Raw genomic sequence first — 18,989 nt, 5'->3', positions numbered from 1 at the left:
CATGGCAACTGCGCGCGCCGGAACACGCACTCGGCACGCGACCCTGCTGACGCTGCTCGGCGCCGGCACCACGCAGGTCGACGAGCTCGCCGCCCGACTCGGTGTCTCGGTCTCGACGGTGCGTCGCGACCTCGAGCGCCTGAAGGCAGACGGTCAGGTGGAGCGTACGTACGGCGGCGCGATGGCCACGGCGCCGTTTCATGAACGTTCGATCTCCGAGAGCGCGCGCCATGCGGGCCCGGCCAAGTCGGCGATCGCGCATCGTGCCCTCGAGCTCGTACCCGCCTCGGGCACGGTGTTCATCGACGCGGGTACGACGTGCGGGGCTCTCGCACGGCTGCTCGCGGCGTCGACGACGCATGCCGACCTCACCGTCGTCACGCGGGGGCTCGAGACCGCGGTCGCCCTCGCCGACGCCCCCGACATCGATCTGTTGCTGCTCGGCGGGCGCGTACGCCGGATGAGCCATGGTTTCGTGGGTCCGTTGACCGACCTCGCGATCGACCGCCTCGGGTTCGATGTCGCCTTCCTCGGTGCCGACGCCGTCGACCCCGTACGCGGGATCGGCGAGCCGACCCTGGAGGAGACGACCGTCAAGGAGGCGGTCGCCGCCCGAGCGCGCGTGGTCGCCGTTCTCGCCGACGCATCGAAGCTCGCGGCCGGTGAGACGCCCGCCTGGACACGGATGCCGGCGCCGTGGCGGCTGATCACCGACGACGCGGCACCGGCGGATCTCGATCGGCGTTGCGCCGAAGCGGGTGTGACACCCGACCGCGCCCGCTGAGCATGACGTTCGGGTGGCGACACGCGGCGTGTCGCCACCCGAACGTCATGGCCAGCGGGGCTAGAGGAGCCCTTCGACCCCGAGCAGGAACGTCTCACTGATGGGTTGCGGGTCGGTCGTCAGGCAGCCGGCGGCCATCGCGCCGTCGCGCAGCATCACGAAGTGTCGGGCCGCGGGTTCCGGGTCGACCTCTCCGGCGGCAGCGAGCAGCTCGCCGATCGTGGCCAGGAACCATTGGCGGTGCCTGAGTACGGCTTGGTGGACCGGATGGTCGGCGTCGGGGTACTCGGCGGCGGCATTGAGGAATGCACAACCCCGAAATCCCGCGCCCTGGATGCTGTCGGCGATGATCCGGGCGACCGCTCGAACGATGTCGTCAGGGGATGCGTCCTGGTCGCGCGCCGTCTCCACCTCGGCGCGGATCGCCTCGTCGACCTGGGTCAGATAGGCGACGACGAGGTCGTCCTTGCTCGGGAAGTGCCGGTACAACGTCGCGCGCGTCACCTGTGCGGTCGAGACGATGCGATCGATGCCGACGGAGTGCAGCCCTTCGGCGTAGAAGAGCTCGGTCGCCGTGCCGAGCAGTCGTGACCGCGCTTGCGACATCCGCCTTCTCACCTCTTCAGCTCGCTGTTTCGAGATTAGCAGACAGAACGATCGGTCTTGACATCGAGTCGCCAACCCCGCAGACTCGTCTACCAATACGAGACCGATCGTTCTGTCTCATGTCAAAGCCCGCCTCCGACCGAAAGAGATCCGAATGTCCCGTTCCATCGATGCCGGCCGACCCGGCATCGTCACCGTCGACATCGCTGGCACCCGAGGGCTGCGGTCGCTGTACCTCGTCCGATTCGGCTTCGCCATCGCCTGGGCGGTCCTGGTCGCCCTCACCGCCTCGACCCTCAATCCGGCAAGCATCGCGTTGCTGGTGGTCTACCCCTTGTTCGACGTGACTGCGGCCGTGATCGACTTCCGCTCCTCGGGCGCCGCTCGTCCGAAGGCACCGCTCTCCCTCACCATGGCTCTGAGCCTGTTCGCCGCCATCGGCGTGGCCGTCGCCGTCACGTCCGACATCTCGAGCGTCCTGCGCGTGTGGGGTGTCTGGGCGATCGCCGCCGGAATCGTGCAGCTGATCGTCGCGATCCTGCGCTACCGCCTGGGTGGGCAGTGGGCGATGATCCTCAGCGGCGGAATCTCCGCCGTCGCCGGCGCGACCTTCGTGCTGCAGGCGGGCGGGGACGACGCGTCGCTCATGACGCTCGCCGGATACGCAACGCTCGGCGGCGTCTTCTTCCTGATCTCGGCACTCCGCCTCCAACGTCGCCCGAGCGAGCAGTAGGCGACAAACGCGTACCAGTCCACCGTTCGGCAGAATCCCAACCACACAAGGAGAACATCCTCATGGCCGATCCCGTCTACATCGCCATCGCCACCTCTACCGGAGATGGTCGCGCCGGAGGACGCGCGGCCACCGACGACGGCCTGCTCGACGTCACCCTCGCCATCCCACGCGAGATGGGCGGACCCGGTGGCGCGACGAACCCCGAGCAGCTGTTCGCTGCCGGCTGGGCGTCCTGCTTCCACTCCGCGGTGAAGGCGATCGCGGCGAGTCGGAAGGTCACGTTCACCGATTCGGCCGTCGTGGCCGAGGTGGGCATCCATCCCACTGAGCAAGGCGGATTCAGCCTCTCCGCTGCATTGCATGTGGAGTTCGGCGGCATCGACCAGGCCACCGCAGACTCGCTCGTCGAGGCCGCGCACGAGGTGTGCCCCTACTCCGTCGCCACCCGGGGCAACATCCCCGTCAGCATCGACGCGACCGTCGCTTAGACCGCGCCCGCTGAGGCGCCCGCTGGGCGTGACGTTCGGGTGGCGACACGCGGCGTGTCGCCACCCGAACGTCATGGCCAGCGGGGCTGGGTCAGAGGATCGCGCCCGGGGTATATGCGGCGGCCTCGGGGTGGGTGCGTACGACCGCCTCCACCTCGGCCACGACCGCGTCGACCTGGTCGGTCGCGGCACCGGTGAACGCGAGCGGCTCCGCGACGAGCGCGGCCAGGTCTGCCTCCGTCAGCCCCAGGCGCGGGTCGGCACCGAGCCGAGCGAACAGGTCGTTGTCCGCGGCGCCCGACTCACGCATCCCGAGCGCGACCGCGACGGCATGCTCCTTGATCGCCTCGTGTGCCTGCTCTCGGCCGACGCCCCCGCGTACCGCCGCCATCAACATCTTCGTCGTCGCGAGGAACGGCAGGTAGCGGTCGAGCTCGCGCTGCACGACGGCCGGGAACGCGCCGAACTCGTCGAGCACGGTCAGGAACGTCTCGAACAGTCCGCCGGCGGCGAAGAACGCATCGGGCAGCGCCACCCGGCGTACGACCGAGTCGGACACATCGCCCTCGTTCCACTGGTCGCCGGCGAGCTCGCCGATCATCGCGAGGTTGCCGCGTACGACCACTGCGAGACCGTTGACCCGCTCGCAGGAGCGGGTGTTCATCTTGTGCGGCATCGCCGACGATCCGACCTGCCCGGGCTTGAACCCCTCGGTCACCAGCTCATTGCCGGCCATCAGTCGTACCGTCGTGGCGAGGTTCGACGGCGCGGCGACCAGCTGCGCCACGGCCGAGATCGCATCGTGGTCCAACGAGCGTGGGTACACCTGACCGACACTGCGAAGCACCTGCTCGAAGCCCAGATGCCCGGCCACCCGGCGCTCCAGCTCGGCCAGCCTCTCGCGATCGCCGCCGAGCAGATCGAGCATGTCCTGCGCGGTACCGACCGGGCCCTTGATGCCGCGCAGCGGGTAGCGCGCGATCAGCTCCTCGACCCGAGTGACCGCCACCAGCAGCTCGTCGGCGATCGTCGCGAACCGCTTGCCCAGCGTGGTCGTCTGGGCGGCGACGTTGTGGCTACGCCCCGCCATCGCGAGCGTCCTGTGCTCGGCTGCGAGGCGGGCGAGGCGGGCCAGCGCCGCCACGGCGCGGTCGCGTACGAGCTCCAGCGACGCGCGGATCTGCAGCTGCTCGACGTTCTCGGTCAGGTCGCGCGAGGTCATGCCCTTATGGATGTGCTCGTGCCCGGCGAGCGCATTGAACTCCTCGATGCGTGCCTTCACGTCGTGCCGGGTCACGCGTTCGCGCGCGGCGATGGAGTCGAGATCGACCGACTCGACGACGTTCTCGTACGCCTCGACCACGCCGGACGGCACGTCGATGCCGAGGTCGCGTTGCGCGGTGAGTACGGCGAGCCACAGCCGCCGCTCGAGGACGACCTTGTGCTCGGGTGACCACAGCCGCACCAGGTCGGCAGACGCGTAACGGGCGGCGAGAACGTTGGGAATCACGTGTCCATTGTCGCAATGCCTCGCGTACGCTGGCCGCGCGGCCGATGGACGGACAACCAACCGCCACGACCGCGCGTCATCTAGCGACAGAGCCACTTCTAGGGGGAGACACATGAGTCGCATCGCTGTCCGTCGCCAGCTCGTCTGCGGAATTGCCGCGGTAGCGCTGGTCGGGGCCGTTCCCGCAACCGCAGCGCAAGCCGAGCCGGAGCCGAAGCCACCGACGACGACGTTCAACCCGAACAGCCTCGCCAAGGGAAAGACCACCGCGGCGTACGTCGACGGCAAGACCCTGCACGACGGCAAGAAGAAGCTGAAACTCAAGGTGCCGCACGACGTCTGGGGCGTTGACCGGCTCGGGCGCGGCTACCTCGTACGAACCGACGACCCGAAGTCCGGCTGGGGTCAGATCCTCTACCGGGTCGGCCCGCGCGGCGGGAAGGCCACCCGACTGCACCGGTTCGGCCGGCAGGTCTGGTCGGTGACGCCCAGCTCGAACGGCCGTCGGATCGCGGTGCAGATCTTCGACCCCGCGCGGCTGTACGTCGTGAACGCGAAGACGGGCAAGGTCACGCGGCAGAAGAAGATCGGGCGGCAGAACGTGCTCGACTACGACGGGCAGCGGATCCTGATGGCGCGCTTTCGCGCGAAGCAGAACAAGACGGCGATGTCGTGGTACCGCCCGGGAACGGACAAGTACGACAAGATCGGGACCGTCCCCACCTGGGCGCGGTTCGCCGACCCCGACCTCGACCTGATCGGTCTCGGCGCCGACCAGGGGTGCTACGACGTACGCCGGTTCAAGGCGCCGCGCGAGAAGCTCTGGCAGTTCTGCTCGAAGAAGGGCATCCCCGACGGCATCACGTTCTCGCCCGACGGCAAGTACATGCTCACGTCCGTCTCGTTCCACAAACAGCCGAAGATCGACACGCTGACCGTACGCCGGGTGCGGGACGGTTCGGTCGTACGCAGGTTCCAGGCCCGCGAGTTCAGCGCGGCCGGCTGGGAAGACGCCAAGACGATCGTCGTCGAGGCCGCGGCACAGAAGAAGGCGGCGCGGGTCCGCTGCACGATCGGTGGGAAGTGCAAGCGGGTCTCACGCCTCGTCAAGGGTGGCAACAACTTCGGGGCGCTGAACAAGCTCGACACCGAGTTCGTGGACCTGAAGCTCCTCAGCTGAGCATCGCGTTCCGCAACTGAGGCCCTGGCCGGGCGTTCGAGCGAGGCCGCACTCCTTGCCGGCGCCCGGCCACCTTCGCGGGCCGGCGCGCACGCCCCACATCGTTGCGGTGTACACATAAAGGCATGGACACCTCGGTCGACTCGCCCAGGCGCAGTGCGCTCGCCTTGGTGCTCGACCGCCAGTTCGGCGCGGTGTTCTGGGGCAAGCTGCTCACCGCGTCAGGCGTCTGGGTGCACAGCATCACCGCCGCCATCGTGGTCTACCAGCTGACCGGCTCCGCCCTGTCCGTCGGGCTGGTGAGCGTCGCGCAGTTCGCACCGCAGCTGCTCCTCACGCCGCTCAGCGGCAGCCTCGCCGACCGCGGCAACCCGGTGGCGCAGATCCTGCTCGGCCGCCTGGTCTGCCTGGTCGGCTCGGGCGTACTCGCCGTTTGGTTCTGGGCCGTCGGTACGACCGCCGCGGGCGCCGCTTCCGTGACGATCTGCTCGTTCGTCGTCGGACTCGGCTTCGTCCTCGGCGGTCCGGCGATGCAGTCGATCGTGCCGAGTATGGTGCGGCCCGCCGAGCTGGAGACGGCGATGGCCCTCAACACGCTGCCGATGACGGTTGCCCGCATCGCTGGTCCCGCCTTCGGCGCGTACATCGCCGCCCACCACAGTCCCGCGATCGCGTTCGCCATCGCCGCGGTGACGCACGGGATCTTCATGGTACTGATCGCGATCGCTCGTATACCTCGTCCACCGCACCGCGGTCGCGATGCCGACTACTCCGTACGCGCCGCGCTGAGCTTCATCCGTTCCGACCGGCCGCTCGTACTGCTGATCATCGGTGTCTCGGCCGTCGCACTCGGCGCCGAACCGGCGATGACGCTGGCACCGCCGCTGTCGCGCAGCCTCACCGGAGATCAGGGACTCGTCGGCTGGCTCGTCGGATCGTTCGGCGTGGGTGCGGGCATCGGTTTCGTACTGCACTCGGCGCTGCACACGCGTACCGAGCGACTGCCCAGCCTCGGGCTCGGGTTGATGGCGGTGGGCCTTCTGGTGTGCGGCCTGCCGACACCTCCCGCGGTGGCGATCGGTTCCTTCGCCGTCGCCGGCGTGGGCTTCACATACGCGATGACGAGCATCAGCACGCTCATCCAACGCCGGGCGCCCGATGCGCTGCGGGGCAGGATCCTGGCTATCTGGCTCGTCGGCTTCATCGGCACCCGACCGATCGCGGCCGCGCTGGAGGGCTCTCTCGCCGACGCCGTCTCCCTCGCCACTGCATTCGTGGTCACGGCGATGCTGATCGCCGCGGCGGCGGTCATGTCTCGTTCACGCTACCTCGACCGCCCGGTGTCGGCCGAGGTGCCTACTGCGGCGTGAGTACGAAGAGCGGGATCGTGCGGTCGGTCTTGCGCTGATACTCCGCATACGGTGGGTACGCCTCGACGGCGCGTTCCCACCAGGCGGCGCGCTCGTCGCCGTCGACCTCGCGCGCGAGCATCGCGGTCTTGGCCGGCCCGTCCTGGAGTTCGACGTGCGGGTCGGCGACCAGATTGTGGTACCACTGCGGGTGCACTGGCGCACCGCCTTGCGATGCGACCACCGCGTACTCGCCGTCGTGCTCGACTCGCATCAGCGGTGTCTTGCGGATCTTGCCGGACTTCGCGCCCCGGCTCGTGAGCACGATGACGGGCATGCCGTTCATCGTGGTGCCCTCGGAACCGCCGGAACTCTCGTACTGCTCGACCTGGTCACGGGCCCGAGACGAAGGGCTCGGAGCGTACTCACCTTGAAGTGCCATCCGGCCAGTCAACCGCGTGCGGTCGGGTCGCACAACACGCTACGAGGACGCGGCGGCTTCCGCGATGTCCCTACGGTGGTGACCGCCTTCGAGCCGGATGAGCTGCACACCCTCGTACGCACGCCGGCGCGCGTCCGCCAGGTCGGCGCCGGCGGCAGTCACCGAGAGCACCCGGCCACCGGCCGTCACCAGCCGGCCGTTCGCGATCTTCGTACCGGCGTGGATCACATCGACGCCGTCGAGTGCGTTCGCCTCGTCGATCCCTTCGATCGCGTCGCCCTTGCGAGGCGAGGCCGGGTAACCGTCGGCCGCAACCACGACGGTCACGGCCGCACCGTCGCGCCAACGCGGCAGCCCGACCGTATCGAGTGCGCCGGTCGCGGCCGCGTGCAGCAGGGTCGCGAGCGACGAGTCGAGCAGCGCGAGCAGCGCCTGCGTCTCGGGATCGCCGAACCGCGCATTGAACTCGACGACCCGGACGCCCCGGTCGGTCAGCGCGAGACCCGCGTACAACAGCCCGGCGAACGGTGTCCCGCGGCGCGCGAGCTCGTCGATCGTCGGCTGCAGCACCCGCCGGGTGACGGTCTCGACGAGGTCGTCCGGGGCCCACGGCAGCGGGGTGTATGCACCCATGCCACCGGTGTTCGGCCCCTCGTCGCCGTCGTACGCGCGTTTGAAGTCCTGCGCCGGCTGCAGCGGGAGCACCGTAGTGCCGTCGGTGATGGCGAACAGCGACACCTCGGGGCCGGCGAGGTACTCCTCGACGACGACGCGCCCGCACTCCTTGGCATGCGCCGCGGCGAGTGCGCGGTCGTTGGTGACGACGACCCCCTTGCCGGCGGCGAGCCCGTCGTCCTTGACGACGTGCGGCGCCCCGAAGGCGTCCAGGGCCTCGGACACCTCGTCGGCGGTCTCACACACCCGTGCCATCGCGGTCGGTACGTCGGCGGCCGCCATGATCTCCTTCGCGAACGCCTTCGACCCTTCGAGCCGCGCCGCCTCGCCCGTCGGCCCGAAGCAGGCGATGCCCGCGGCTCGTACGGCATCGGCGACCCCCGCGACCAGCGGTGCCTCGGGGCCGACGACCACGAGGTCGGCACCCGTCTCGCGGGCGAGCGCAGCGACCGCATCGCCGTCGAGCGGTTCGACCGGGTGGGTCTCGGCGACCGCCGCAATTCCGGGGTTGCCGGGAGCGGCGTGCACCTCCTCGACGTTCGGGTCGCGGGACAACGCCAGGGCAAGGGCGTGCTCACGCCCGCCCGAGCCGATCACCAGAATCTTCACGCCGCGAGCCTAGTCGACGTCGCTTGTCCGACTGAGCCGCCAGCCATACGGTGGTCGCACGAGCGGGAGGAGGCAGCACCATGACGGAGCAGCACCCCGAATCAGTCCCCGACGAATCGAGCGAAGGCGACGCGCTCGACCAGCGCGCCGAGATCGACGAACCCGACGACGAGGCCGTTGCCGACGGGCTGGTCGACGACGCTTGGGGAGCCGACATCGCAGACGTGGCCGAGCAGCAGATCCCCGTGCCGCAGGACGTGGACGACGACTTCTGAGCCCCTTGGCTTCGTGACAGTATCGGTGTTACATTCTCACTGACGCGTACTGTCTGTGATTGCGAGGTCGACGATGACCGCGACTGTGAACGAGTCCGATCGGCGCGAGGAGTCGGGCGCGAGCCTGCTTCGCTCGGCGGCGACGATGACGTACGACCCGGTCGTCGACATCGACTGGGACGCTCCGCTCGACCCCGACAAGCTGTACGTGCCCGAGCACCGCTCGACGCTGTACGGCACGCCGCTGTGGGCGTCGATGTCGAACCAGCAGCGGATGGATCTCACCCGGCACGAGATCGCCAGCATCGCCAGCATGGGCATCTGGTTCGAGACGATCCTGATGCAGATGCTGGTTCGCCGCGCGTACGACCGTGACCCGCGTACGTCGAACGTGCAGTTCACGTACACCGAGATCGGCGACGAGTGCCGGCATTCGGTGATGTTCGCGAAGCTGATCGACAAGCTCGAGACGCCGCATTACAAGCCCGTATCGGCCCTGCACCGCGGTGGCCGGTTGCTGAAGACCATCTCCAATGGTCCGATGTGCTTTGCCGGAGCGTTGTTCGTGGAGGAGATCCTCGACCAGTTGCAGCGCGAGGCGATGGTCGACGAATCGGTCCAGCCGCTCGTACGCGCCGTCTCGCGGGTGCATGTGGTCGAGGAGGCCCGGCACATGCGGTTCGCCCGCGAGGAGACGGCGATCGAGTTCGCCGGCCAGGGCGTCGCCGCCAAGGAGTGGTCCAAGCTGATCGTGGGTGCGACGGCGTTCCTATCCTCAACGCAGCTGGTGCACCCGCACGTCTACACCAACGCGGGGCTCGACTCCGCCGAAGCCCGCAAGCAGGCTGCCGCCAACCCGCACTGGCGCGCCACCAAGCAATGGGCCGCACGCCGCGTACGCGAGTCGCTCGAGGAGATCGACATGATCACGGGTCCCGGTCGGTGGCTGTGGAAGCGCGCCGGGCTGCTCGACGGCGGACCGATCCGGTGAGCGCCGATCGGGCGTCGGCCGTCGACCACGACGAGGCGCCGCAGACGTACGACGGCGACCTCGAGCTGTCGCCGACCCGCTCGGTCGAGGTGATCCGCGTACGCGTCCACCTGTCCGGCTTCTTCCAGCCGATCGACGGAGCGTTCCACTGGCACGGCCGCACCGAGCCCGACGACCGGCTGAGCGCGCTCGCGGAACAGGTTGCACGTAAGGAGATCGCCGCTCGCGTACCCGGTGGAGAGTGGGCGCCGGCCCGGCTCGGTGAGCAGAACCCCTGGGGCGGATTCCGAATCGCCGGCCGCGGGCGGCCGCCGTACGAGGTCGAGCCGGTGGAGGTTGCAGACCCGACACGGCCATGACCACACCGTCGACCGGTTGCATATCACTGCTTATGCATGCAAAATGAATGCATGCCGTCTATTACGATCCGCGACGTCCCCGAGGAGACACGCGCAGAACTCGCGGCACGCGCCGCAGCTACCGGCCGTTCGTTGCAGGAGTACCTCCGCACGCGCCTCACGGAACTCGCCAGCAGACCCGACGCCGAGACCTGGATGGCACAGGTGCGGGCGCGCAAGCAGGCGACGGGCGTCGCGTTCGATACCCGCCGAGTTCTCGAGCATCGTGATGCTGAGCGCCGATGATCGTCGCCGACTCGTCGGTTGTCATCGAAACGCTCGTCGGCTCTGGCGACCCGTCGCCGTGGGCCGAGGAGGTCGTCGTCGCATCGCCGCTCGCCGCGCCGCACCTGATGCCGGTCGAGGTGGCGAACATCCTGCGCCGATCGGTAGCAGCGGGCGAACTCACCTCGGACACTGCCGCGCTCGCGCACGCCGATCTGCTCTCGATGCCCATTGAGCTCCTTCCGTATGCGCCGTGCGCGTCACGAGTGTGGGAGCTTCGCTCGAACGTCACCTCATACGACGCCTGGTACATCGCACTCGCCGAGATCCTGGACGCACCGCTCGCGACGCTCGACGAACGCCTCGCCCGGAGTCCGGGCCCGCGGTGTGAGTTCCTACTGCCGCCGCCCAACGCCTGAGGTTCAGCCGGGTTGCGTGCTGCGCCGGATGCGCAGCTTGCTGGGGACGATCCGCGGCTCGGTGACCTCGACACCCTCCAGCCGGTCGTGCAGCATCGCGACCGCCGCGAGGGCCTGCGCCGACGGATCGAGGTCGATCGCGGTGATCGACGGATCATGTTGCTGCAGGAGGTGGTTGTCGATACCGCTGACGACCATCAGGTCGTCCGGCACCCGTAGGCCGCGTTCGCGACAGGCGTGCAGCAGCCCTTCGGCGTACCGCTCGGCGGATGCGATGACGGCGTCCGGCGGCCGCTCGGACTCGAGCAATGCCGACGACGCACGGTACGAGTCGGACTCGAGCTGGTTGAGCGACACCGGCGCGACGATGGGGTCATGGCCCTTGGCTGCGCACCATCGCTCGTACGCGTCGCGACTGTCGAGCGTCCACGACCACGAGGACTCCGCCCACAGCAGCGCGCTGCGGCGTGCGCCAACGCCGTGCAGGTGCGTCAGAACGTCGTTCATGTTGCCGACGTTGTCTCCCGCCACGTAGTACGGCCGCTCGGGGCGTCCGGAGTCGCGCTCGATCGATACGACGGGTACGCCGAGCTCCTCGAGCAGGTCGATGCGCTCGTCGTTCATCGCGGGATCGCAGAGGACGACGCCGTCGGGTGCCAGCACGCGCCACTCGTCGGCGGTCGTCAGCCGAGGCGGCAACACCAGCGAGTATCCGTGGCTGAACGCGCCTTGGGCGCACGCGGACGCGATCGCCATGTAGTAGTCGAGGCTGATCATCTCGCGTTCCTCGGCCCGGCTCCCCGAGCTCGGCAGGATCAGCGCGATCGTACCCGTGCGACTCCTCCGCAGGGCCTGCGCGGCGCGACTCGGCCGGTACCCGAGCGAGGACGCGACCTTGCGGATGCGCTCGCGGGTCTCGGGGCGGATCTGCCCCTTGCCGTTGAGCGCATGCGACACCGTGGTCACGGAGACGCCGGCTTTGCGCGCGACGTCTCGGATCGTGACCCTCGTGGTCCCCGTCAACTTGCATCACCCGCAGTGCTGGTCGTGATGGCTCCGCACTCTAGTGCCTAAGCCGGACACCGATACCACGCCGTTCGGACCTACGACGTTGCCTCGACCGAGGTTCCCACGAACGACCCCGGCCGCGCGCGGCGCATCAATTGGCACCGAAACCTAGCCACCAAATCGTTTTGGGTCTATCTTTTCCGCCATGACACAGCGCCCGAGCGCGGTGACCCTCGCTGTCATCGACGCAGACGTACGCACCCTCGACCCATCTCTCCCACGAGCCGAGGCGATAGCGATCGCCGGCTCGGAGATCGTGGCGGTCGGCACGACGAGCGAGATCCGCGACCTGGCCGCCGCCGGCACTCAGGTCGTCTCGCTGCGCGGCGCGACCGTGACGCCCGGCCTCATCGACTCACACATCCACCCTGTCTGGGGCGCCGACCTCACCACCGGCATCGACCTCGACGGGCTGGCCGACCTCGACGCGGTACGCGACGCCGTCCGCACCGAGGCGGAGCGGGTACATGCGCGCGGCGACGGGTCATGGATCCGCGGCTGGAACCTCGACTACGCGGCGTTCGACGGCACCACGATTCGCGGCGACCTCCTCGAGGACGCTGCGCTCGGACTTCCTGCGGCGTTCACGTTCTACGACCTGCACACCGCGGTCGGCACGCGGGCGGCGCTCGAGCAAGCGGGCATCGACAGGGAGCGCGCGTTCACCGACGCCTCCTGCATCGTGGTCGACGCGGCCGGCGTACCGACCGGCGAACTACGCGAGCCGACCGCGTACAACCTGCTCCTCGACGCGGCACCGGCGGCAACCCATGCACACGGGCTCGCCCGCGTACGCAGCGTGCTCGAGGGACTCGCGTCCGTCGGCCTCACCGGTGGCGTGGTCATGGACGGCACACCCGCCACCCTCGACCTGCTCGCCGAGCTCGAGCGGGATGCGCCGCTCCCCGTACGCCTGGACGTCGCGCTCTGGCACGGACCCGGACGCGACGACGACGGCGTCGCCGAGTACGTCGCACTGCGCGACGCCGCCGGTGCACGCTGGAGCTGCGGGCTGATCAAGCTGTTCAGCGACGGCGTCATCGACACCGGTACCGCCTGGCTGTACGAGCCCGACTCGTGCGGGCACGGGCTCGACTCGTTCTGGCCCGATCCGCAACGCTATGTCGACGTCGTGCAGGCGTACCACGACGCGGGCTTCCAGATCGCGACCCATGCGGTCGGAGACAAGGCGGTCGGCGCTGTGCTCGACGCGTACGAGAAGGCGGGTCCGCGCGCGAACGGCCGGGCCCCGCATCGCATCGAGCACCTCGAGACGGTGACCGACGACGACGTCGCGCGCATGGCGGCCGCCGGCGTGACGGCGTCGATGCAGCCGCTGCACATGCAGTGGCGCCGGCCGGACGGCTCGGACTCGTGGGCCATCCGGCTCGGCGCGGAGCGTACGGACCGGGCCTTCCGGATCACCGACCTGATCCGCGCCGGAGCACCCGTCACCCTCGGCTCGGACTGGCCGGTCGCGCAGTCGGACCCGCGCATCGGCATGGCCTGGGCACGCGGCCGGCGTACGCCCGGCGAGCCCGATGCACCCGTGTTCGAACCCGACCAGGCGCTCAGCCCTGAGCAGGCGCTCGACGGATACACGGCGTGGGGCGCCGCAGCCCTCGGCGACGGCCGACGCGGACGAGTCGCCCCCGGATGCCGCGCCGACCTGACCGCGTTCGCAGGTGATCCCATCGCCTCGTCGTCCGACGAGCTGGTCGACCTCCCGATCACCATGACCGTCGTCGACGGCCAGATCAGCCACCGAGCGGAGCAGTGATGGACACGAATCAGCAGACGACCCAGACCGAGGGCCTGCGGCACGGCGCCGTCGGGATGTGGGACCTCGTGTTCTTCGTCGTCGCGGCGGCGGCTCCGCTCTCGGTGATGTCCGGCGTCTCCCCCCTCGCGATCGGCTTCGGCGGGGTCCAGGCACCGGGTGGCTACCTCACCGGGGGAATCGTGATGGCGGTCTTCGCCGTCGGCTTCACCACGATGAGCCGGTACGTCCCGAACGCGGGCGCGTTCTACGCGTACATCGGACAGGGCCTCGGGCGCACGGTCGGCGTCGGAGCGGCGTTCGTCGCACTGGTCTCGTACGTCTCGATCGCGATCAGCTTCATCCCGGCCCTCGGCGTCTTCGCGCATGACACGTTCGACTCGCTGTTCGGCATCGACCTGCCGTGGGGTGTGTGGGCGGTCATCGGCGGAGTGCTCGTTGCGGCCCTCGGATACCTCAACGTCACACTCAGCGCGAAGGTGCTCGGACTGCTGCTCGGGCTGGAGGTGCTGATCCTGCTCGTGTTCGCCGTGCCGGTGCTGCTGCAGGGCGGCGAGGAGGGCCTGAGCTTCGACAGCTTCAACCTGGTGGACATGTTCGGGCCCGGCGTCGGTGCGCTGTTCGTCCTCTCCTTCGGTGCGTTCCTCGGCTTCGAGTCGACCGCGATCTACAGCGAAGAGGCACGCGACCGTCGGCGGACCGTCGCCCGCGCGACGTACGTCGCGGTCGGCTTCCTCGCCGTCTTCTACACGATCGTCGTATGGGCCGTGATCATGGCGTACGGCCCGAACGACGCTGTCGCGGAGGCGAACGCCGATCCGACGAACATGGTCTTCACGGCCACCGAGGAATGGGTCGGTGCCCCGGCAGCCGACATGATGCGGATCCTGATCGTCACCAGCACGCTGGCCGCCGCACTGGCGTTCCACAACGCATCGTCGCGGTACATCCATGCGCTGGCGCGCGAGGGCGTGCTCCCCCGCGTCGGCGCGACGACCAACGCGAAGACGGGCTCGCCATCGCTCGCGAGCCTGTTCGTGTCCGCCCTTGCGCTCGTGGTGATCCTGGTGTTCGCCGCGTTCGGCGCCGACCCGTACCTCAACACGTTCCTGTGGCTCAACGGCATCGGCATTCCCGGCATCATCGCTTTGCAGGTCCTTTGCTCGGCGGCGATCGTGGCGTTCTTCGCGCGCGACTCGCGCGGGGTACACGTCGTGAAGCGCCTCATTGCGCCACTCGTGGCGACGATCGCGCTGGCCGTCGCGCTGACGCTGATCGCGAAGAACCTCGACCTGCTCACGGGTGCCGAGACCGCCGTCAACGTCGCGCTGATGTCGATCACGCCGGCCGCCTTCGTGATCGGTGTCCTGGTGGCGCTGCGCATCCGACGTACCGATCCCGAGGCGTACGGAGGGCTGACGACAACGGAGGTGGAGTCGACGTGACCGAGCTGATCGGGTCGTACCGCGCGATCTGCGCACAGATCGCGACCGTGAACGCCGCGGACCGGGAGACACTCGATCGCAACCTCGGGCACCTCTGCGAGATGATCGACTGGGCGGTCGAGGGCGCGATGGCGATGGGTGCCCCGGTCGGGCTGATCGCGTTTCCGGAACTGTCGATCCACGGTGCGGCCGGGTACGACTGGGACTCGCAGCGCAAGCTGGCATGCGATATCCCCGGCCCGGAGATCGAGCGCCTCGCCGCCAAGGCACGCGAGTACGGCATCCATCTGATCCCCGGGTCGCTGCTCGAGCGTGACCCCGACTCGCGCGCGATCTTCAACACGCTGCCACTGATCTCACCCGAAGGCGAGCTGCTCTGGCGGTACCGGAAGATCAACGTGTGGGCGCCGCTCGAGCCGACGCAGTCGCCCGTCGACCTGCTCCAGAGTGGTTACGACACGGAGAAGTACCCGCTGTTCCCCGTTGCCTGCACGCCGATCGGCAACATCGGCGGACTGATCTGCTACGACATCCTCTTCCCCGAGGTCACCCGGCAGCTCGCGTACAACGGCGCGGAGGTCCTGGTGCGCTCGTCTGCGTACATGGACCCGTGGGGCACCGGCCCGACGGGCCTCGCCGTCGAGGCCGATCGCGTACGTGCGATGGAGAACACCGCGTACGTCGTCAGCGCGCAGCAGGGCTCGTCGCTGCGGGACGCACCTCCGTACTCGTGGAGCGCGCCGAGCGTGATCGTGGACTTCGAGGGGCGACCGCTCGCCGAGGCGGCGACCGGGGAGCGGATCATCGGCGCCCGCATCGACCCGCGGCTCGTCCGCGAGCATCGGCGTACGACGCTCGCGTTCAACCCGCTGGCGCAGGGGCGACATGAGGCGTACGACTACCTCGAGACGTCGCCGCTGCCGCCGCGACCGCATCTCGCGGAGGCCGAGAACCTGCACGTACGCGACTACGAGCGCTCGCTGAAGTCCGAGCACGAGCGCTTCTGGAGCGAGTACTACGGCGAGCCGTGCGAGTTCCCGTCGATCTCGGCGCCGTTCTGGAAGGCGATGCGCGACCGCGCCGCCCGCGAACAACGGTGAGGAGAGAGTCCTGGCCCTATGAGGAGAGGATTCCGGCCCGTCGATGGGTACGAAAGTCTCTCGTCACGGGGCCAGGACTCTCTCCTCACCGTTCCTAGAGGAGGTCGTGGCGGACGATGGTCTCGTCGCGGTCCGGGCCGACGCCGATGGCGGAGATCCGGGCACCCGAGCGCTGCTCCAGCGCCTCGATGTAGCGCTGGGCGGTGACGGGGAGGTCGTCGACCTTACGGGCGCCGCTGATGTCCTCGTGCCACCCGTCGAAGTACTCATAAATCGGCTTCGCGTGGTGGAACGACGTCTGCGTCATCGGCATCTCGTCGACCCGCTCACCATCGACGTCGTACGCGACGCACACCGGGATACGGTCCCAGCCGGTCAGCACGTCGAGCTTGGTGAGCACGAAGTCGGTGACGCCGTTGATCCGCGCGGCGTAGCGCGCGATCGGCGCGTCGTACCAGCCACACCGCCGGGGTCGCCCGGTCGTCGTACCGAACTCGCCGCCGTTGGTGCGGAGGCGTTCGCCGTCGTCATCGTGCAGCTCGGTCGGGAACGGGCCCTCGCCGACGCGCGTCGCGTACGCCTTGACGATCGCGATCACGCGATCGATCTGCGTAGGCGCGATGCCGGAGCCGATGCAGGCGCCGCCGGCCGTCGCAGACGACGAGGTGACGAATGGGTACGTGCCGTGGTCGACGTCGAGCAGTGTGGCCTGCCCCGCCTCGAGTAGGACGATCTCGTCACGCACGAGCGCCTCGCCGAGCAGCAGCGAGGTGTCGGCGACCATCGGCCGCAGGCGGTCGGCGTACCCGAGCAGCTCGTCGACAGTCTCGTCGACCGAAACGGAGCGCCGGTTGTAGATCTTGGCGAGGATCTGGTTCTTCAGCTCCAGCGCACCTTCGACCTTCTGCCGCAGGATGCCTTCGTCGAAGATGTCTTGGACGCGTACGCCGAGCCTGCTCATCTTGTCCGCGTACGTCGGACCGATGCCGCGGCCAGTGGTGCCGATCTTGCGGGAACCGAGAAAGCGCTCGGTGACCTTGTCGAGGGTGCGGTTGTAGTCGGGGATGACGTGCGCGTTGGCACTCACCAACAGCTTCGAGGTGTCGACACCGCGCGCCTCGAGCGCGTCGATCTCCTCGAACAGGACCGCGAGGTCGACCACGACACCGTTGCCGATCACCGGAGTGCAGCCTGGGGACAGGATGCCGCTGGGCAGCAGATGCAGCGCGTAGGTCTCGTCGCCGATGACGACGGTGTGGCCGGCGTTGTTGCCGCCGTTGAACTTCACGACATAGTCGACCCGGCTGCCGAGCAGATCGGTGGCCTTGCCTTTGCCTTCATCGCCCCATTGGGCGCCGACGATCACGATTGCGGGCATAACGCCCCCCTCGGACACAGACGAAGCCCGGCATGCTCGGCGGGCACGGGGCTCTTACCGGGGCAGTCTAACGGTTCGGTGTCGGTGGCCGGTCTGGACCGGTCCGGACGCCGTACACTTCAGCAGTGCGCCGCGTTCTCATCGTTGCGGTCGCGTTGCTCGGGGTCGCCACCGCCTGCTCGAACTCCTCCGAGAGCTCCGATGCGCCGCCGTCGGGCGCCCCGGAGGAGACGGTACGCGTGACCGACGACGCGGGGCCTCCGGGCATCTCGGTCGGGCTCTACCAACTGCGCCAGGGCTACGGCTCGCGCGAGTTCGAGGTGCAGGTCGCCAACAACACCGACAAGCTCATGCGGGTCGAGCGGGCCACGTACGTTTCGAACCGGTTCGAGAAGCCGGCGGTGTGGCGCGAGGGAACCCGGATTCCCGGCGGGTTCACGATCGACCTGTCGTTACGGCTGGCTCCCGCACGCTGCTCGTCCGAGTCCCCACAAGACAAGGTGATCCTCGAGTTCCGGCAGGGCGGCAGCGGCCTGCTTCGACGTACGTACAAGCCCGAGATGATGTACAACGCGCTGCCGCGTTTCGTCGACGCAGAGTGCGCGGGCAATCAGGTCCAGAAGATCGCCGACGTGCACGTGGCAGACGACATCGAGATCCACGGCGAGGGACGCGAGAGCGTTGCGGAGCTGCCGTTGATCATCGAGCCGACCGGCAAGGAGGGATCGTTCACACTCGACTCGATCCTCGCGACCACACTGATCAGCCCGAGCACCGGCGGCGACTCCTGGGACCTCGACGCCAAGGTCGACGGGACCGGCGATCCTCAGCGCGAGGTGCTGAGGATCGGCCCGACGCGGTGCGACTCGCACGCGCTTTCGGACAACAGCCAGGGCACGGAGTTCACCGCGATCTTCACCCTCGACGGCGGCCAGACGACACAGTTCGCGCTGGGTACGAGTCCGCATCTCGAGGGGCGGCTGACGTCGTTCGTGGCGGCGCACTGCGGGTACGGGCCCGACGTGGAGAATTGAGGCGCGTACCGAGCGCAGAGTTTGGTGCGAATTGCACCACTCACGACGCGATCGGTGGTGCAATTCGCACCGAACTCTGCCTAGCCGGCCGCCAACGCGTCGTACGCCTCGGCACTCGACTCCTGCAGGAAGCTCGAGCACCGCGCGGCCTCCTCGCCGTCGCCGACCTCGGCCGACGCGAGCGCGAGCGCATACAGCGCACGAAGGAAGCCGCGATTGGGCTCGTGCGACCACGGGATCGGCCCGTGACCCTTCCAGCCATTGCGGCGGAGCGCGTCGAGCCCGCGGTGGTAGCCAGTGCGCGCGAACGCGTACGCCTCGACGTCCTTGCCCTCATTGAGCGCCAGCTCCGCGAGCACGGCCCACACCAGGCTCGACGACGGGTGTTGACGCGCGACATCGCGCGCGCCAGCACCCGCATCGATCTGCGCTGAGGCCGGGTCGTCGGGTAGCCGCGTCTCGGGGGGTTCGCCCAGCAGGTTCGTCATACCCGAACC

The 18,989-nt window shown here is 68.9% G+C and carries 21 protein-coding genes; 14 read left to right on the top strand and 7 right to left on the bottom strand.

From position 1 onward, the window contains the following. Position 1: 1 nt before the first annotated feature. A complete protein-coding gene (locus tag L0C25_RS13170) occupies positions 2 to 784 on the top strand; it encodes a DeoR/GlpR family DNA-binding transcription regulator (RefSeq protein WP_271632111.1) in 783 nt (260 codons plus the stop codon). Between the two features lie 60 nt (positions 785 to 844). Here L0C25_RS13170 and L0C25_RS13165 read toward each other — a convergent pair whose 3' ends face one another. Then, complete coding sequence (locus L0C25_RS13165) at positions 845 to 1,390, bottom strand: TetR/AcrR family transcriptional regulator (protein WP_271632110.1); 546 nt, start codon at positions 1,388 to 1,390, stop codon at positions 845 to 847. A 154-nt stretch (positions 1,391 to 1,544) separates the two neighbouring features. Here L0C25_RS13165 and L0C25_RS13160 point away from each other — a divergent pair, with 154 nt between their 5' ends. Continuing rightward, positions 1,545 to 2,123, top strand: a complete 579-nt coding sequence (locus tag L0C25_RS13160; RefSeq protein ID WP_271632109.1) for a hypothetical protein — start codon at positions 1,545 to 1,547, stop codon at positions 2,121 to 2,123. A 62-nt stretch (positions 2,124 to 2,185) separates the two neighbouring features. After that, complete coding sequence (locus L0C25_RS13155; RefSeq protein ID WP_271632108.1) at positions 2,186 to 2,614, top strand: organic hydroperoxide resistance protein; 429 nt, start codon at positions 2,186 to 2,188, stop codon at positions 2,612 to 2,614. 91 nt (positions 2,615 to 2,705) lie between these two features. Here the strand turns inward: L0C25_RS13155 and purB are convergent, their stop codons facing one another. Then, positions 2,706 to 4,124 carry an adenylosuccinate lyase gene (gene purB / locus L0C25_RS13150; RefSeq protein ID WP_271632107.1) on the bottom strand — a complete coding sequence of 473 codons (1,419 nt, stop codon included), beginning with the start codon at positions 4,122 to 4,124 and terminating at the stop codon, positions 2,706 to 2,708. 112 nt (positions 4,125 to 4,236) lie between these two features. Between purB and L0C25_RS13145 the strand changes: the two genes are divergently transcribed. Further along, the gene (locus L0C25_RS13145) at positions 4,237 to 5,304 is read left to right on the top strand and encodes a TolB-like translocation protein (protein WP_271632106.1); all 1,068 of its coding nucleotides are present in this window, start codon (positions 4,237 to 4,239) and stop codon (positions 5,302 to 5,304) included. Positions 5,305 to 5,429: 125 nt separating this feature from the next. Continuing rightward, complete coding sequence (locus tag L0C25_RS13140) at positions 5,430 to 6,674, top strand: MFS transporter (protein ID WP_271632105.1); 1,245 nt, start codon at positions 5,430 to 5,432, stop codon at positions 6,672 to 6,674. Here L0C25_RS13140 and L0C25_RS13135 read toward each other — a convergent pair. Further along, on the bottom strand, positions 6,661 to 7,095 hold the full coding sequence (locus L0C25_RS13135; protein WP_271632104.1) for a nitroreductase family deazaflavin-dependent oxidoreductase: 435 nt from the start codon (positions 7,093 to 7,095) through the stop codon (positions 6,661 to 6,663). The two genes, L0C25_RS13140 and L0C25_RS13135, sit on opposite strands and share 14 nt — an antisense overlap. Before the next feature lie 39 nt (positions 7,096 to 7,134). Then, positions 7,135 to 8,379 (bottom strand): phosphoribosylamine--glycine ligase, encoded by a 1,245-nt coding sequence (purD, locus tag L0C25_RS13130; RefSeq protein ID WP_271632103.1) that lies wholly within the window; start codon positions 8,377 to 8,379, stop codon positions 7,135 to 7,137. A gap of 80 nt (positions 8,380 to 8,459) precedes the next feature. On the opposite strand from purD, the gene L0C25_RS13125 reads away from it, so the two are divergent. The 5 genes from L0C25_RS13125 (at position 8,460) to L0C25_RS13105 (ending at position 10,687) form a co-directional block, all read left to right on the top strand. Next, on the top strand, positions 8,460 to 8,654 hold the full coding sequence (locus L0C25_RS13125) for a hypothetical protein (protein ID WP_271632102.1): 195 nt from the start codon (positions 8,460 to 8,462) through the stop codon (positions 8,652 to 8,654). A 73-nt stretch (positions 8,655 to 8,727) separates the two neighbouring features. After that, on the top strand, positions 8,728 to 9,645 hold the full coding sequence (locus L0C25_RS13120) for an AurF N-oxygenase family protein (protein WP_271632101.1): 918 nt from the start codon (positions 8,728 to 8,730) through the stop codon (positions 9,643 to 9,645). Further along, positions 9,642 to 10,004: a DUF4873 domain-containing protein gene (locus L0C25_RS13115; protein ID WP_271632100.1), complete on the top strand. Its 363-nt coding sequence runs from the start codon at positions 9,642 to 9,644 to the stop codon at positions 10,002 to 10,004. Before L0C25_RS13120 ends, L0C25_RS13115 begins: the two co-directional genes overlap by 4 nt. Before the next feature lie 51 nt (positions 10,005 to 10,055). Beyond that, positions 10,056 to 10,289, top strand: coding sequence for a FitA-like ribbon-helix-helix domain-containing protein (locus L0C25_RS13110; protein ID WP_271632098.1), 234 nt, complete (start codon positions 10,056 to 10,058; stop codon positions 10,287 to 10,289). Further along, positions 10,286 to 10,687, top strand: a complete 402-nt coding sequence (locus L0C25_RS13105; RefSeq protein WP_271632097.1) for a type II toxin-antitoxin system VapC family toxin — start codon at positions 10,286 to 10,288, stop codon at positions 10,685 to 10,687. Before L0C25_RS13110 ends, L0C25_RS13105 begins: the two co-directional genes overlap by 4 nt. 3 nt (positions 10,688 to 10,690) lie before the next feature. On the opposite strand, the gene L0C25_RS13100 is transcribed toward L0C25_RS13105, so the two are convergent. Then, positions 10,691 to 11,710 carry a LacI family DNA-binding transcriptional regulator gene (locus L0C25_RS13100; RefSeq protein ID WP_271632096.1) on the bottom strand — a complete coding sequence of 340 codons (1,020 nt, stop codon included), beginning with the start codon at positions 11,708 to 11,710 and terminating at the stop codon, positions 10,691 to 10,693. A gap of 190 nt (positions 11,711 to 11,900) precedes the next feature. On the opposite strand from L0C25_RS13100, the gene L0C25_RS13095 reads away from it, so the two are divergent. Genes L0C25_RS13095 through L0C25_RS13085 form a run of 3 tightly spaced genes read left to right on the top strand, consistent with a single transcriptional unit; the run spans position 11,901 to position 16,080 of the window. Then, positions 11,901 to 13,535, top strand: coding sequence for an amidohydrolase (locus tag L0C25_RS13095; RefSeq protein ID WP_271632095.1), 1,635 nt, complete (start codon positions 11,901 to 11,903; stop codon positions 13,533 to 13,535). After that, positions 13,535 to 14,980, top strand: a complete 1,446-nt coding sequence (locus L0C25_RS13090; protein ID WP_271632094.1) for an APC family permease — start codon at positions 13,535 to 13,537, stop codon at positions 14,978 to 14,980. Before L0C25_RS13095 ends, L0C25_RS13090 begins: the two co-directional genes overlap by 1 nt. Beyond that, a complete protein-coding gene (locus tag L0C25_RS13085; protein ID WP_271632093.1) occupies positions 14,977 to 16,080 on the top strand; it encodes a nitrilase-related carbon-nitrogen hydrolase in 1,104 nt (367 codons plus the stop codon). The genes L0C25_RS13090 and L0C25_RS13085 overlap by 4 nt, the downstream gene beginning before the upstream one ends. 94 nt (positions 16,081 to 16,174) lie before the next feature. On the opposite strand, the gene L0C25_RS13080 is transcribed toward L0C25_RS13085, so the two are convergent. Further along, positions 16,175 to 17,458, bottom strand: a complete 1,284-nt coding sequence (locus L0C25_RS13080) for an adenylosuccinate synthase (RefSeq protein ID WP_271632092.1) — start codon at positions 17,456 to 17,458, stop codon at positions 16,175 to 16,177. Positions 17,459 to 17,583: 125 nt separating this feature from the next. Here L0C25_RS13080 and L0C25_RS13075 point away from each other — a divergent pair, with 125 nt between their 5' ends. Continuing rightward, positions 17,584 to 18,492, top strand: a complete 909-nt coding sequence (locus L0C25_RS13075) for a hypothetical protein (RefSeq protein ID WP_271632091.1) — start codon at positions 17,584 to 17,586, stop codon at positions 18,490 to 18,492. A gap of 80 nt (positions 18,493 to 18,572) precedes the next feature. Here the strand turns inward: L0C25_RS13075 and L0C25_RS13070 are convergent, their stop codons facing one another. Beyond that, positions 18,573 to 18,980, bottom strand: coding sequence for a DUF3151 domain-containing protein (locus tag L0C25_RS13070; protein WP_271632090.1), 408 nt, complete (start codon positions 18,978 to 18,980; stop codon positions 18,573 to 18,575). Positions 18,981 to 18,989: the final 9 nt, after the last annotated feature.

It is taken from the genome of Solicola gregarius (genome assembly GCF_025790165.1).
GTDB lineage: Bacteria > Actinomycetota > Actinomycetes > Propionibacteriales > Nocardioidaceae > Solicola > Solicola gregarius.
This window is presented reverse-complemented; position numbering and strand designations above follow the sequence as displayed.

Bases quoted from the DNA above. Each gene is read 5' to 3' on its own strand.
- L0C25_RS13170 (WP_271632111.1), top strand. From the start codon at position 2: ATGGCAACTGCGCGCGCCGGAACACGCACTCGGCACGCGACCCTGCTG.
- L0C25_RS13165 (WP_271632110.1), bottom strand. From the start codon at position 1,390: ATGTCGCAAGCGCGGTCACGACTGCTCGGCACGGCGACCGAGCTCTTC.
- L0C25_RS13160 (WP_271632109.1), top strand. From the start codon at position 1,545: ATGTCCCGTTCCATCGATGCCGGCCGACCCGGCATCGTCACCGTCGAC.
- L0C25_RS13155 (WP_271632108.1), top strand. From the start codon at position 2,186: ATGGCCGATCCCGTCTACATCGCCATCGCCACCTCTACCGGAGATGGT.
- L0C25_RS13145 (WP_271632106.1), top strand. From the start codon at position 4,237: ATGAGTCGCATCGCTGTCCGTCGCCAGCTCGTCTGCGGAATTGCCGCG.
- L0C25_RS13140 (WP_271632105.1), top strand. From the start codon at position 5,430: ATGGACACCTCGGTCGACTCGCCCAGGCGCAGTGCGCTCGCCTTGGTG.
- L0C25_RS13135 (WP_271632104.1), bottom strand. From the start codon at position 7,095: ATGGCACTTCAAGGTGAGTACGCTCCGAGCCCTTCGTCTCGGGCCCGT.
- L0C25_RS13125 (WP_271632102.1), top strand. From the start codon at position 8,460: ATGACGGAGCAGCACCCCGAATCAGTCCCCGACGAATCGAGCGAAGGC.
- L0C25_RS13120 (WP_271632101.1), top strand. From the start codon at position 8,728: ATGACCGCGACTGTGAACGAGTCCGATCGGCGCGAGGAGTCGGGCGCG.
- L0C25_RS13110 (WP_271632098.1), top strand. From the start codon at position 10,056: ATGCCGTCTATTACGATCCGCGACGTCCCCGAGGAGACACGCGCAGAA.
- L0C25_RS13105 (WP_271632097.1), top strand. From the start codon at position 10,286: ATGATCGTCGCCGACTCGTCGGTTGTCATCGAAACGCTCGTCGGCTCT.
- L0C25_RS13095 (WP_271632095.1), top strand. From the start codon at position 11,901: ATGACACAGCGCCCGAGCGCGGTGACCCTCGCTGTCATCGACGCAGAC.
- L0C25_RS13090 (WP_271632094.1), top strand. From the start codon at position 13,535: ATGGACACGAATCAGCAGACGACCCAGACCGAGGGCCTGCGGCACGGC.
- L0C25_RS13080 (WP_271632092.1), bottom strand. From the start codon at position 17,458: ATGCCCGCAATCGTGATCGTCGGCGCCCAATGGGGCGATGAAGGCAAA.
- L0C25_RS13070 (WP_271632090.1), bottom strand. From the start codon at position 18,980: ATGACGAACCTGCTGGGCGAACCCCCCGAGACGCGGCTACCCGACGAC.